The 13146-nt window shown below is 74.0% G+C and carries 8 protein-coding genes, 2 tRNA genes and 1 riboswitch; of the genes, 2 read left to right on the plus strand and 8 right to left on the minus strand.

All coding sequences use genetic code 11. From position 1 onward, the window contains the following. Positions 1-312 precede the first annotated feature (312 nt). Positions 313-1206 (plus strand): tRNA (guanosine(46)-N7)-methyltransferase TrmB, encoded by an 894-nt coding sequence (gene trmB / locus ACWDNY_RS11920; RefSeq protein WP_451645603.1) that lies wholly within the window; start codon positions 313-315, stop codon positions 1204-1206. A gap of 98 nt (positions 1207-1304) precedes the next feature. Continuing rightward, the gene (locus ACWDNY_RS11925) at positions 1305-2660 is read left to right on the plus strand and encodes a PrsW family intramembrane metalloprotease (protein ID WP_451645604.1); all 1356 of its coding nucleotides are present in this window, start codon (positions 1305-1307) and stop codon (positions 2658-2660) included. A gap of 314 nt (positions 2661-2974) precedes the next feature. Here ACWDNY_RS11925 and ACWDNY_RS11930 read toward each other — a convergent pair whose 3' ends face one another. The 8 genes from ACWDNY_RS11930 to ACWDNY_RS11965 all read right to left on the minus strand — a co-directional run bounded on the left by ACWDNY_RS11930 (position 2975) and on the right by ACWDNY_RS11965 (position 12940). Next, positions 2975-3919: an aldo/keto reductase gene (locus tag ACWDNY_RS11930; protein WP_451645605.1), complete on the minus strand. Its 945-nt coding sequence runs from the start codon at positions 3917-3919 to the stop codon at positions 2975-2977. A gap of 156 nt (positions 3920-4075) precedes the next feature. Further along, positions 4076-5113: a M23 family metallopeptidase gene (locus ACWDNY_RS11935; RefSeq protein ID WP_451645606.1), complete on the minus strand. Its 1038-nt coding sequence runs from the start codon at positions 5111-5113 to the stop codon at positions 4076-4078. Between the two features lie 10 nt (positions 5114-5123). Next, positions 5124-5280: riboswitch (cyclic di-AMP (ydaO/yuaA leader) on the minus strand. Between the two features lie 234 nt (positions 5281-5514). Next, on the minus strand, positions 5515-7002 hold the full coding sequence (locus tag ACWDNY_RS11940; RefSeq protein ID WP_451645607.1) for a PP2C family protein-serine/threonine phosphatase: 1488 nt from the start codon (positions 7000-7002) through the stop codon (positions 5515-5517). A 229-nt stretch (positions 7003-7231) separates the two neighbouring features. Further along, positions 7232-7305, minus strand: a tRNA-Met gene (locus ACWDNY_RS11945). A 169-nt stretch (positions 7306-7474) separates the two neighbouring features. Beyond that, positions 7475-8605, minus strand: coding sequence for a dihydrofolate reductase family protein (locus tag ACWDNY_RS11950; RefSeq protein ID WP_451645608.1), 1131 nt, complete (start codon positions 8603-8605; stop codon positions 7475-7477). A gap of 246 nt (positions 8606-8851) precedes the next feature. Beyond that, a tRNA-Lys gene (locus tag ACWDNY_RS11955) sits at positions 8852-8924 on the minus strand. A gap of 99 nt (positions 8925-9023) precedes the next feature. Then, the gene (locus tag ACWDNY_RS11960; RefSeq protein ID WP_451645609.1) at positions 9024-10559 is read right to left on the minus strand and encodes an amino acid permease; all 1536 of its coding nucleotides are present in this window, start codon (positions 10557-10559) and stop codon (positions 9024-9026) included. A gap of 188 nt (positions 10560-10747) precedes the next feature. Beyond that, positions 10748-12940, minus strand: coding sequence for a DEAD/DEAH box helicase (locus tag ACWDNY_RS11965; RefSeq protein WP_451645610.1), 2193 nt, complete (start codon positions 12938-12940; stop codon positions 10748-10750). Positions 12941-13146: the final 206 nt, after the last annotated feature.

Here is a 13146-nt window from a genome sequence, read left to right on the forward strand (position 1 = left end):
GCGGGCGCCGTGCCGTGCCGACGACGACGGACGGGCAGCGAACACGCCGCTGACGGGCGACGGGCGGAGCACCGCTCCGGCGTGGCGGGCGCCGTGCGGCAGGCACAGGTCGCCGTGCCCGACCAGCGCTACGGCGCCTGGCGGCAACCTCGCCGGCGGTCACGCGGCGGCGCCTGGCGGCCCTCGGGCGGCGAAGCGGGGCTCGGGCGGCCCGGCCGTGCCGCGTGGTAGCCGGGGTGGGCGCGGCGTCGGCTCCGGCTCAGTCGCCGGGCCGTCCGCTTTCCGCGCCGTCCCCGTAAAATCGGCTGCACTGTGTCGAACTTCCTGAACACCCCCGACGCCTCCCGGACCGCCCCCCGCGAGCAGCCCGGCCGCACCCCCGCCGTGCCCGTGCGGCAGAGCCGGGCCAAGGGGGAGCCGCGCTTCCCCGACGGGCCCCGGCCGGATCCGGCCGGGTCGCACTTCGAGCGGCGCATCCGCAGCTTCCAGCCGCGGCGCAGCCGCGTGACCGCGGGGCAGGGCGACGCGTTGCAGCGGCTGTGGCCCGTCTGGGGGCTGGACATCGACGGGCAGCGGGTGATCGACCTGGCCGAGCTGTTCGGGAACCCGAACCCCGTCGTGCTGGAGATCGGCTTCGGCATGGGCGAGGCCACCGCGCAGATGGCGGCCGCGGACCCCGGCACCAACATCCTCGCCGTCGACGTGCACACCCCCGGCCAGGGCAATCTGCTGGGCCTCGCCGAGCGAGGGGGGTCCCCCGGCCCCGGCGGGGCGGAGAGCGGGCGCGGGCTGTCGAACATCCGGGTCGGCAACGGCGACGCCATCATCCTGCTCCGTGAGCAGCTCGCGCCGGACGCGCTCGCCGGGCTGCGCGTCTATTTCCCCGACCCCTGGCCCAAGAAGCGGCACCACAAGCGGCGGCTGATCCAGCCCGAGTTCCTGACGCTTGCCGCGTCCCGGCTGCGCCCTGGCGCCCTGGTCCACCTCGCCACCGACTGGGAGCCGTACGCCGAGCAGATGCTCGAGGTGCTGTCCGCGCACCCGGCCTTCGAGAACACGCAGGCCGACGGCGGTTTCGCGCCCCGGCCCGGTTTCCGGCCGCTGACCCGTTTCGAGGCCCAGGGGCTCGAGAAGGGTCACGTGGTGCACGATCTCCTCTTCCGACGCGTACCGCACGGGACCCGGCAGCCTCCGGAGCACCCGTAGGACCAGCCCTCCACCCAGCGCCCTGACCGCGGCTGACCGGTCCTCGCCGTACGAGGCCCGGTCGCCGGGCGGCGCCCCGCCTCGTTAGGGTCGATGCCGTGGTCACCTGTCCCCCGTACCCGACGTTCCCCGGCGGCCCCGTCGGCGGTGCGCCGCGGCCCGCTCACTGGTGGCAGCGCCGGTGGGTGCGGTACGGCGCCCCGACCACCCTGCTCGCGCTGTCCGGACTGGTCATCCTCGCCCTCGTCCGTGAGCAGACCGGCACCGAGGGGTTCCTCGTCGGTCTGGGGCTCGCCGTCCTGCCCGTGCCGCTGCTCGTGGCCGCCTTCCGCTGGCTGGACCGGGTGGAGCCCGGCCCCTGGCGGAACCTGCTGTTCGCCTTCGCCTGGGGCGCCTGCGCGGCGGCGCTGATCGCGATCGTCGCCAACAGCTTCGCGACGCACTGGATCGCCACGGCGACCGCCGACCCGTCGGGCGCGGACACCCTGGGGGCGACCGTGATAGCGCCGGTCGTGGAGGAGTCCGCGAAGGCCACCGCCCTCCTGCTGGTCTTCCTCTTCCGCAGACGCGACTTCACCGGCATCGTCGACGGGGTGGTGATAGCCGGGGTCACCGCCACCGGCTTCGCGTTCACCGAGAACATCCTCTACCTCGGCACCGCCTTCGGCACCGACCAGCTCTCCGGCGGGCGGGGCCTGCCCTCCGTCACCGCGGCGACCTTCTTCGTACGGATCGTCATGTCGCCGTTCGCGCACCCGCTGTTCACCGTGCTGACCGGCATCGGCTTCGGCATGGCCGCCCTCCTCGGCCCCCACCAGCGGGTACGCCGGGCACTGCTGCCGCCGGCCGGGCTGCTGCTCGCGATGGGCATGCACGCGATGTGGAACGGCTCCGCGTCCTTGGGCGACTACGGCTTCCTCGCCGTGTACGCCGCCTTCATGCTGCCCGCCTTCGGGCTGCTGACCTGGCTGGTCGTGTGGACGCGGCAGCGGGAGCTGCGGACCGTGCGCGAGGAGCTGCCGGCCTACGCCGCCGCCGGATGGCTGTCGCCGGCCGAGCCCTTCGCCCTGGGCTCCATGCGGGCGCGCCGGCTGGCCCGGGACCACGCGCGGCGGCACGCCGGAAAGGCGGCGGCGCGGGCGGTCGCGCAGTACGAGGCGTACGCGACGTCGCTGGCCTTCCTGCGGCGCCGCGGGAGCCGGGGCCGGGCCGGCGCCGACTTCGTCCCCCGGGAGCAGGAGCTGCTGTACGAGCTGTGGAGGCGCCGGGACGTGGCCGGGCCGGCCCTGGACCACGCGGCGCGCAGGACGGCGCCGCCGGTGCCGGTGCTCGCGCCGCCGTGGCCACTGCACGGGGCGTACGGGCCGCCCTACCCGGTGTACCGGCAGCCGTCGGCCCACCGGCCGTACGGGCCGGCGGCGCCGTACCCGGGGCACAACCCGTACCGGCCCTGAGAGCCTGTGCGCTCGACCCGGAGCCGGCCGTCAGGGCCCGCCCCCTGCCGCGTCGGGCGGGCGCCCACAGGCAGTTCGGGACCGGTAGGCGACCCCTCGCTGCGTCGGACGGCCCCTGACGGACGGGTCCCAGCACGCAGGTGGCCCCCGCCGCGCCGGGGGCCGGCCCTGACCGGCGAGTCCGGAGCGGGACGGCGACCCCCGGCCGCGTCGGCCTGTCCCGGCGAGCGGGTCGAGTCCGCCGTCGGACGGACCCGGGCGCGCGGGTCACCGCGTCCGGGGACCGGCGGCCGCGCTCGTCCGGGCGGGGGTTCCTAGGCCGAGGCCTCGTCCAGCTTCGCGATCTCCTGGCCGGACAGCGTCAGCTCCGCCACTCCCAGCAGCGCCGGCAGCTGCTCCACGGTCCGCGCCGAGGCGATCGGGGCCGCCACCGTCGGCTGCGCGGCGAGCCAGGCCAGGGCGACCGTGGCGACGGGGGCGCCGTGCGCCTCGGCGATCTCGTCGAGCGCGGTGAGGACCTTCCGGCCCCGCTCGGTCTCCAGGTACTTGGCGGCGCCCTGGGCCCGCGGGCTGTCCACCGTCGCGCCGGGCCGGTACTTGCCGGTCAGGAAGCCGGAGGCCAGCGCGTAGTACGGGACGGCGGCCAGACCGGAGCGCTCGGCGAGGTCGCGGAGCGGTCCCTCGTAGGTGTCGCGCGAGACCAGGTTGTAGTGGGGCTGCAGCGCCACGTACCGGGCCAGGCCCTCGCGCTCGGAGAAGTCGAGGGACGCGCGCAGGCGCTCGGCGGAGATGTTGGAGGCGGCGATGTGGCGGACCTTGCCCGCCTTCACCAGTTCGTCGAGGGCGCCGACGATCTCCTCGACCGGCACCTCCGGCTTGTCGAAGTGGGTGTAGTACAGGTCGATGTGGTCGGTGCCCAGGCGCCGCAGGGAGGCGTCGGCCGCGGCCTTGATGTTGGCGGCGGAGAGCCCCTGGAAGTCGGGGTGCTGGCTGACCTTGGTGGCGATGACGACGTCGGAGCGGTTGCCGCGTTCCTTGAGCCACTTGCCGATGACGGTCTCCGACTCGCCGCCGCGGTTGCCCTCCACCCAGGACGAGTAGGAGTCGGCGGTGTCGATGAAGTTGCCGCCGGCGGCCGTGTAGGCGTCGAGGACGGCGAAGGACTGTGCCTCGTCGGCGGTCCAGCCGAAGACGTTGCCGCCGAGGGCGAGCGGGAAGACCTCGAGGTCGGACGAGCCGAGCTTGCGTAGAGAACTCATGCTCGGTGTCAACGCACATTACGGAGTGCCCAATTCCGGATCCGCCGCAAAAGGTGGGCAAACAACTAGGGGGCGGCCCCGACGTCGCGGGGACGTGGTCAGGACCGCCGGGTCCGGGAGGCGGCTGTCAGGGCGCGGCCGTCCGGGGCGAGGCTGTCAGGGGGTGAGGCCCTTGTCGCGCAGCCACGCCATCGGGTCGATGCCGGTGGCCTGGCCGCCGGGGTGGACCTCGAGGTGCAGGTGCGGTCCGGTGACGTTGCCCGTGGCGCCCACGCGGCCGATCACGTCGCCGGTGGCGACCTTCTGCCCGACGCTCGCGCTGATCGACGACTGGTGGCAGAACCACAGCTCGGTGCCGTCGTCGAGGGTGAGGATGGTGCGGTAGCCGTACGCGCCGGCCCAGCCGGCCTCGGTGATGGTGCCGCCGTGCACGGCCTTGATGAGCGTGCCCGTGGGCGCGGCGAAGTCCAGCCCGGTGTGGTAGCCGGAGGACCACATGGAGCCGGCCTGGCCGAAGGTCGAGGTGAGGGTGTACGAGGAGGTGGGGAGCGTGTACTGCGTGGCCAGCCGGGCCAGGCGCTCGGCCTCGGCCTTCTTCGCGGCCTCCTGCTCCGCCTCCTTCTTCGCGGCGGCGGCCTTGGCCTCGGCCTCCTTCACGGCCTTGGCGGCGGCCTCCTCCGCCTGCCGGGTGGCGACGGCGGCCGCGGCCTCCTGCGCCTCCGTGTCGACCTGGACCTGCTGCTGCTCGGCCTGGGCCATGATGCGGTTGCGCAGGGCCTCGCCCGCGTCGGAGGACCCCTGCGCCGAGTCGGCCGCACCGGTGGCGAGGCTGCTGAGGGCGGTGGCGGAACCCTGGGCCGCCGGCGCGGAGTCCTCGGCGAAGAGGGTGCCCACGGAGGGCAGGTCGGGCATGGAGATCGACACCGGCGGCTTGCCGGTCTGGGCGCTGGCCATGCCGCCGGCGCCGACGGCGGCGATGACGCCGACTCCGAGGACGGTGGAGCTGCGGGCGAGCCCGCCGCCGCGCTGCTTGGTGACGCGGTGCCGGCCGCGGACCGGACGAACGGAGTCCTCGGTGGGGTTCCACCCCTCCCACGGCCCCTCGTCGGGGCGGCGGCCGCCGTACGCGAAGGTGTCGGTGCCGTTCTCACTGGTGCGGAACGGGGCCTCGGGGGCAGGCGGGTTGGACGCCACGCGGGCGCGCTCCTTTCCTTCCGTTCGCCTACCGGGTTAGCTGACGGGTTCGGAGCGGGAAGGTCTCCTACGCGCGTATACCGACCGTTCGACACGGCGGACTACGCCCGATTCACCCCACATTGGTGGTTCCCCGGTTCCCTGACGGGATTCGGCGCGTGCGCACGGAGCCGCCTCGGGTGACGGCTGGGACGACCGCGCTGCGTTATCGAACGTTAATAGACCCGAGCCATGGATTCCAAGCCGTTCGGCTTGATCGTTAAACCCTCTTGGCGTGGAGATTCTGGCCAACAAAGGCCAAATGCGGGCGAGTCGACCAACATTCACGCTGCCCGCGTCGACTGACGGTGCGTCAGGCGTTGTACGTGGAGGGACGACACGCTCACCCTCGGTGAGGCCGGTCAGGACCGGCGTACGGCCAGCAGGGCCATGTCGTCCGCCAGGCCGTCCCCCGTGTGCCGGCGCACCTCTGCCGCGAGGGTGGCCAGCAGGGCGTCCGGGTCTCGGAAGACCCGCCCGGCCAGGCGCTGTTCGGGGTCGTAGAAACGGCCCCGTTCGTCGCGGGCCTCGGACAGGCCGTCGGTGTGCAGGAGCAGGGTCGCCCCGGCGGGGAAGCGGGTCTCCTCGGCGCGACAGGGCCGGCTGCCCAGATCCTCCAGGCCGAGCGGCAGTGCGGGCTCGTCGGCGAGCAGCGGACGCACGGTGCCGTCCGCGTGCAGCAGGAGCGGCGGCGGATGGCCGCGGTTGACGATCCTCACCATCGCGCGGTCGTGCGGGATCTCGGCCAGGACGGCCGTGGTGAAGTCCTCGCCCGTGTCGAGCCCGCCGCCCCGCGCTCCCTCGCGGGCCAGCGCCCGCTCCAGGCGCCCCGCCACCCCCTCCAGCGTGGCCTCCTGTTCGGCGGCCTCCCGGAACGCCCCGAGGACCACGGCCACGGCCGCCACCGCCCCCATCCCCTTGCCGCGCACATCGCCGACGACCAGCCGCACGCCGAACGGGGTCTCCTGCACGGCGTACAGATCCCCGCCGATGAACGCGTCCGCCTGCGCCGCCTCGTAGCAGGCCGCGACGTCCAGCCCGCCGATCCGCCCGGCCGGCTCGGGCAGCACCGCGCGCTGGGCCGCCTCGGCGATCTCGCGGGCGGAGGCCAGCCGCTCGTGGCCGCGGCGCACGAGGAGGTTGATGAGCACGGCCAGCACCGCGACCGTCGCCACGGTGACCAGCTCGGTGAACGCCCCGACGCGCCACACAGCACTGGTGCCGAGGTGCGCCGTGAGCACGACGCCGACGGCAGCGGCCCCCGTGAGCGCGGTGGCCCGCCGCGACAGCAGCGGCGCGGCGACCAGGGGCGCGGCCGTGAGGAGCGGGGCCGCGGTGACGTCGGTGGGCGCGAGCCAGTCGAAGACGGCGCCGACGGCGAGCAGCAACGCCGGGAGCAGCGGGGCGAGGGCACGGGGGTAGGGGGTCCGCCGCCGCACGCCCGCACCGGGCGGGGCGGCAGCGGCAGCGACAGCGGCAGCGGCAGCGGCAGCGGTGTCCCCGGTACCCGGGCGGGGGGCGAGGTCGCCGGGCGATCGGCCGCCGACTTCGGCGCGCGGGGCGCCGGCCTGGGTGCGCCGGGCCCCGGGAGAAGAACCGCGCGGGGTGGCGTGGGCGCCGACGGCGGGGGCGGTGGGATCCGGGCCGACCGCGAGGGTGCCGCGCGGGGCGGACCCGGAGGTGCCGTGCGCGGCGGCCCTGGAGGTGCCGCCTGGGGCGGACGCGGAAGCCCCGTGGGCGACGGCGTGGCCGTCAACGGGGCGCCGACGGCCGTGCCCGTTCCCGGGCTCGCCCATGTCCCAGGGTTCGAGGGCGTACGGCCGCTCGTCCTCCACCTCACCTGGCCGCACTACTCGTCTCCTGCCCCACACGCCGAACGCCGGTCTCGCCCGGTCCAGGTTTCCCGGAGCCGGTGCGGGGAGCGAGCTGGTGGGGGCCGACCGGATGAACCGGCTGATCCGAAGGTGACCCGGGACACGTACAGCCGCGGGAAACGGAGAACAGCCGCGCGGCAGCCCGCGCCCCCGGAAAGCACTCAGGGCCGGAATCCTGGAACGGATTCCGGCCCTGAGCCTTCAGTAGCGGGGACAGGATTTGAACCTGCGACCTCTGGGTTATGAGCCCAGCGAGCTACCGAGCTGCTCCACCCCGCGTCGTTGTGCTTTGAGTGTACGGCATGCGCAGGACAGATGGCCAATCGCTTCCCGCGCCGCGTGTCCGCCGCCGGGACCGGCGCCGGGGAAGCCCTCACCACCGGGCGTCCTCGCCACCGGGCGGCGCGGACGCCCTGGCCGGCACCGCCGGCCGACGGGAGGGTCCCGCTCAGCCGAGAAGGTGCCGGTTCGGCGCCTTGGCCCGCTCCTCGTACTCCGGCAGCACGACGGTCTCCGCACCCCCGGCCGCCAGCACCCCGGCCCCGTCGGCCGCCTCGACGAACGTGTCCGGCTCCCGCCAGGCCGTCACCACCCGCCGCACCCCCGCGTCGAGGATCAGCCGGGCGCAGGGACGGGGCCGGGAGGTCCGCCGCGCGCAGGGTTCCAGGCTGCTGTACACGGTGGCGCCGGGCAGGCGCGGATCGGCACCGTCCACCTTCGCCAGCGCGGCCTCCTCCGCGTGCACGACCGGGTCACCGCCCTCGCGGGAGTACCCGCGGGCCAGCTCCGTCCCGTCGGCGGCCACCACCAGCGCGCCCACGCTGAACGCGGTCCGCGACGGCGGGCACCGCTCCGCCAGCTCGCAGGCCCTGCGCAGCCAGTGCCGGTCCGCGGGCGAGGCGAGACCTCCGGTGCCGGGAGCCGTCGGCTCGTACCGCATGAGGACGACGTCCTCGATGGCCCGCGTCTCCACCAGCCGCAGCCGGCCGCCCTGGTAGGCGCCCGGCCCGAAGAGCCGCGGCGCCCCGGGATCACCCACGAACAGCGGGGCGAGGACGAGCTGCAGTTCGTCCGCGAGCTGCTGCTGGATCAGCTGGGTGTGGACGATCCCGCCGCCCTCGACCATCAGCCGCCGCACCCCGCGCTCGTCGTGGAGGTGCTCCAGCAGCCGCCGCCAGTCCACCTCCGGGCCCAGCGGCACGACGTCGGCGGCGATACCGGCCTCGCGTGCCCGGTCCGCGCCCGGGTCGGTGGTGTAGAGGACCTTCTCCCCTCCCGTGTGCCAGAACGGGGCCCGCGGGTCCAGATCGCCCGAGGTGCTGACCGTGACCTTCAGCGGGTACTCCGGCCGGCCGGCGGCTACCCGGGCGGCCCGCCGCCCGGGCGAGTTGACCAGCAGCCGCGGGTTGTCGGTGCGCAGGGTGCCGGCGCCGATCAGGATGGCGTCGACGGACGCCCGTACCTCGTCGACCCGGTCGAAGTCGGCGGGGCCGGAGAGCAGCAGCCGCTCGGGGCCGGTGTCGTCCAGATAGCCGTCGAGGGAGACGGCGGCGGACAGCAGGACGTACGGACGGGGCATCGACGCACTCTCTCTCGGAGCCGGACCGGCTGCTTGCACCGCTCCATCCTGTCCGTCCCCGCCGGGACACGGGCACGCCGGGCCGCGCGCCGCCCGGAGACCGGGCACGCGCCGCCGGACGGGCCGGCAGCGGGCCGACGTGTCCACTTGCCGACCGCCGGACTCCGGCCTGCCGCGCCGGCCCCGGAAACGACGGGACCCCCGGCCGACACAGGTCAGTGGGGGTCCCGGCCCCGAGGGGTCCGGTAGGCCCTGTGGGACTCGAACCCACAACCAATGGATTAAAAGTCCACTGCTCTGCCAATTGAGCTAAGGGCCCAGGCGATGTTGCTCGTCCGAGCATAACCGCAGGAGCCCGTCTTACCGATCGGGTATCGGGCAGCGGGGCCGGAAGTGCACCGTGCGGGTGCCGGCCCGGCTACGGATCGACCGGTTCGGGGGCGCCGGCGCGGGCCGCTTCGCGGGCCAGGGTGCGTTGGTGACGGGGGTTGAGGAACCAGTGCCGGGCCGAGGCCAGCCACCAGGTCGCGGCGAAGCCGAGGACGACCAGGACGGCGACCGGGGCGTAGTTGAACGTCTCCCAGGTCACCGGGGAGACCTGCGGGAGCATGAAGAGGACCGTGATCACGCCGACCCACGCCACCGCCACCACCCCGATCACCTGCGACCAGCGGCCCAGGTGCCAGGGCCCGCGCTCGAACGCCTCGCCCCTGCGCACCCGCAGCAGGGTCGGGACGACGTAGGCGATGTAGAGGCCGATCACCGCGATGGAGGTCACCGCCGCGTAGGCCGTGACGTTGATCAGATAGGGCAGGCCGAGCGCCAGCGCTCCGAGGGCCGCGAGCCACACCGCGGCGACCGGTGTCCGCGTGCGCGGGCTGACCGTGTGCCAAACGTGCGAGAAGGGCAGCGCGCCGTCGCGTGAAAAGGCATAGATCATGCGGCTGTTGGCCGTCACCGACGCCATGCCGCAGAACAGCTGCGCCCCGATGACCACCAGCAGCAGCGCCTTGCCCGCGGACGCGCCGAGGGCGTCCAGCAGGATCTGGGCGGGCGGTGCGCCGGTCGGTGACGCGAGCGCCCCGTCGTACGACTGGATCGCGAAGGTGAAGCCCAGCAGCAGGACGAAGCCGGCCAGCCAGGAGGTCCAGATGGAGCGGACGATGCCCTTCGGGCCCGCCGTGGACGCGTCGTGGGTCTCCTCGGTCATGTGGGCGGAGGCGTCGTAGCCCGTGAAGGTGTACTGCGCCATCAGCAGACCCAGCAGCACCACGTAGGGACCGCTGCCCCAGCCGGTGTTGTTCACGAACTCCGTGAACACGAACGACGCCGGCTGGTGCCGGTCCGGCACGAAGGCCAGCGCGCCGACGATCACTGCGACGCCCAGCACGTGCCACCACACGCTGACGCTGTTGAGGAAGGCGACGATGCGGACACCGAAGGTGTTCAGCAGTCCGTGCAGGACGAGGATCGCGGCGAAGAGCAGGATCGTGCGGCCCGGCGTCACGTGGAAGTCGAACTGGAGGTTGAGGTAGGCCCCCAGGAAGGAGGCGGCGCCGAAGTCGATGCCCGCCGTCACGGCCACCTGGCCCAGCACGTTGAACCAGCCCGTGAACCACGCCCAGGCCGCCGCCGAACGGGGCGGCGCCAGCCGGTGCGCCCAGAAGTACAGGCCGGCGGAGGTCGGGTACGCCGAGCAGATCTCGGCCATCGACAGCCCGACGAACAGCGTCATCAGCCCCACGGCGACCCAGCCCCAGGTGATCACTGCGGGCCCGCCGGTGTTCATCCCGAAGAGGTAGAGCGTGAGGCAGCCGGAGAGGACCGAGATGATCGTGAAGGACACCGCGTAGTTGGAGAACGCCGACATGCGGCGGGCGAGAACCTGCGTGTAACCGAGCTGGGCCAGCCGCTCTTCGTCCGACAGCCCACTGGTTCTGGCGTCATCTGTCATGTCCCCAGCGATTCCCTCGCGGGTGACGTGACATGCGTCACGCGGTGACGGAGCACGGCGGTGCGGAGGGGAAGGGGCGAGGACGACGCCCGTCCGCCCCTCGGCGCCGGAACGCGGAAGGGCCCGCACGACCTGAGTCGTACGGGCCCTTCCCCTGCTGCTCGGCTGCCTGCCGCAGACCGGCGCGCTCAGCCGTTGCGCTTCCAGCGCGGCTTGTCGTCGCGGCGGCCGAAGGAGCCGCCCCGGTGGTCGTCACGACGGCCGTACGGGCGGTCGTGGCCGCCGGTGCGGAAGCCCGGGCGATCAGCCTGACGGTCCCGGTTGAACGGGCGGTCGCTGCCACGGTGCCCGCCGCGCTCGTCACGCCGGGCGGGACGGTCGTCACGGCGGAAGCCGCCACGGTCGTCACGGCGCTCGAAGGAACGGGGGGCGCGGTCGCGGTCCCGGTCGAACGAGCGGCCGTCGCGGTCGTCACGGCGGAAGCCGCCACGGTCACCGCGGTCGTTGCGGTCGTTGCGGTCGTTGCGGTCGTCACGGCGGAAGCCGCCGCGGTCACCCCGGTCCTCCCGGCGCTCGAAACCGCGGTCGCGGTCGAAGCCACGGTCGCGGTCGAACGAGCGGCCACCGCGGTCGTCACGGCGGAAGCCGCCACGGTCACCCCGGTCGTCACGGCGCTCGAAGCCCCGGTCGCGCTGGAAGCCGCCGCGGTCACCGCGGTCACCGCGGTCGTCACGGCGCTCGAAGGAGCGGCCGCCACGGTCGCGGTCGCGGTCGCGGTCGCGCTGGAAGCCGCCGCGGTCGTCACGGCGCTCACGGCGCTCGTACGACGACGGGGCCGCCGTGCGCTCCTCGCGCTCGGCGCGCTCGGCACGGTCGACGTCCTCGGCCGCCGGCTGCTCGGGCACCGAGACCTCGGCCGCCTGCACGGCCGCCGCCTGCGCCTCGGCCACCGCCGCCTCGGGGTCCTCGCCCCGCTCGCGGGCGACCCGGGCGACCAGCCGGTCGGCCTCCTCCCGCAGTTCGGCGGCGCGCCGCTGCGCCCGCTCCAGCTGCTTGGTGAGGTGAGCGACCTCGCGCTCCGCCTGCTGCGCGGCGTTGCCCGCGGACTCCGCCTGCACCTCGGTCATGGACCGGGCGCCGGTGATCTCCGCGACCTCCGGGTCGAAGGCGGCGCCGCCCTGGATGATGTGGCGCGCGGCGTCGACACCGGCGTCCTCCATCAGCCGGAAGATCTGGCGGCGCTGGTGCGGCAGGGACAGGGAGACCACGGTGCCCGTGCGGCCGGCGCGCGCGGTGCGGCCCGCGCGGTGCAGGTAGTCCTTGTGGTCGCCGGCCGGGTCGACGTTCAGCACCAGGTCGATGCCGTCGACGTGGATGCCGCGCGCGGCGACGTCGGTGGCGACGAGGACGTTGACGTAGCCGTCCTTGAAGTCGGCCAGCGTGCGGGTGCGGGCGCCCTGGGTCATGCCGCCGTGCAGCGCGTCGGCCTTCACACCGGCGTCGCGCAGCTGCTCGGCGACGCGGTCGGCGCCGAGCTGGGTGCGCACGAAGATGATGGTGCGGCCCTTGCGGGAGGCGATGGCCGCGGTGACCGGCGCCTTGTCCTTCGGCTTCACGATCAGGATGTGGTGCGACATGGTCGTCACCGCGCCCTGCGCCGCGTCGACCTCGTGGCTGACCGCGTCGGTCAGGTAGCGGTCGACGAGGGTCTGGATCTCGTTCTCCATCGTCGCGGAGAAGAGCATGCGCTGACCGCCCGCCGGGACCTGGTCCAGCAGCTCGGTGACCTCGGGCAGGAAGCCCAGGTCGGACATCTGGTCGGCCTCGTCCAGGACGGCGATCCGCACGTCCTCCAGGGAGCAGGCGCCGCGGTTGATGATGTCCCGCAGGCGGCCCGGGGTGGCGACCAGGACGTCGACGCCCTTCTCCAGGGCGTAGATCTGGTTGCCCATGGAGGTGCCGCCGCAGACGACCTTCATCTTCAGGCCCAGCACGTCGCCGTAGGGCTGGAGCGCGTCGGCGACCTGCATCGCCAGCTCGCGCGTCGGGGTGAGGATGACGGCACGCGGCCGCTTCCTCTCGGTGCGGCCGCCGGCCAGCGTGGCCAGGGTGGGCAGGCCGAAGGAGAGGGTCTTGCCGGAGCCGGTGCGGCCACGGCCGAGGACGTCCTTCCCGGCCAGGGCGTCCGGGATGGTCGCGGCCTGGATCGGGAACGGGACCGTCACGCCGTTCTGCGCGAGCTTGCGGACGACGCCCTCGGGCAGTCCGAGATCCGCGAACGTGGTCCCGGGAGCCTCGTCCTGGGACTCGGCAGCGTCAAGGTGCTCGGGGTTCTCGGCGCCCTCGGGCACGACGACGTGATCAGTACTGGCAATGGACATGCGAATGCGAAACCTTCCGGAGTCTCGTCGGCACGCGCCCGTCAACTCCGTGATTCGCACAACGACCGCCTCGATGCGGTCCGCCACGGCAAAGGAGAGTACGCGCCACACGGCGCGCTCTTCAGGGGCGCCGGGCAAATGGGGTCAAACGATCTGCCACCATACGCACTCCTCCCCCGGGAAGGCAAACTGATCGGCATACCAGC

It is taken from the genome of Streptomyces sp. NPDC003697, assembly GCF_053587115.1.

Bases quoted from the DNA above. Each gene is read 5' to 3' on its own strand.
- ACWDNY_RS11930 (WP_451645605.1), bottom strand. From the start codon at position 3,919: ATGAGTTCTCTACGCAAGCTCGGCTCGTCCGACCTCGAGGTCTTCCCG.
- ACWDNY_RS11950 (WP_451645608.1), bottom strand. From the start codon at position 8,605: ATGCCCCGTCCGTACGTCCTGCTGTCCGCCGCCGTCTCCCTCGACGGC.
- ACWDNY_RS11960 (WP_451645609.1), bottom strand. From the start codon at position 10,559: ATGACAGATGACGCCAGAACCAGTGGGCTGTCGGACGAAGAGCGGCTG.
- ACWDNY_RS11965 (WP_451645610.1), bottom strand. From the start codon at position 12,940: ATGTCCATTGCCAGTACTGATCACGTCGTCGTGCCCGAGGGCGCCGAG.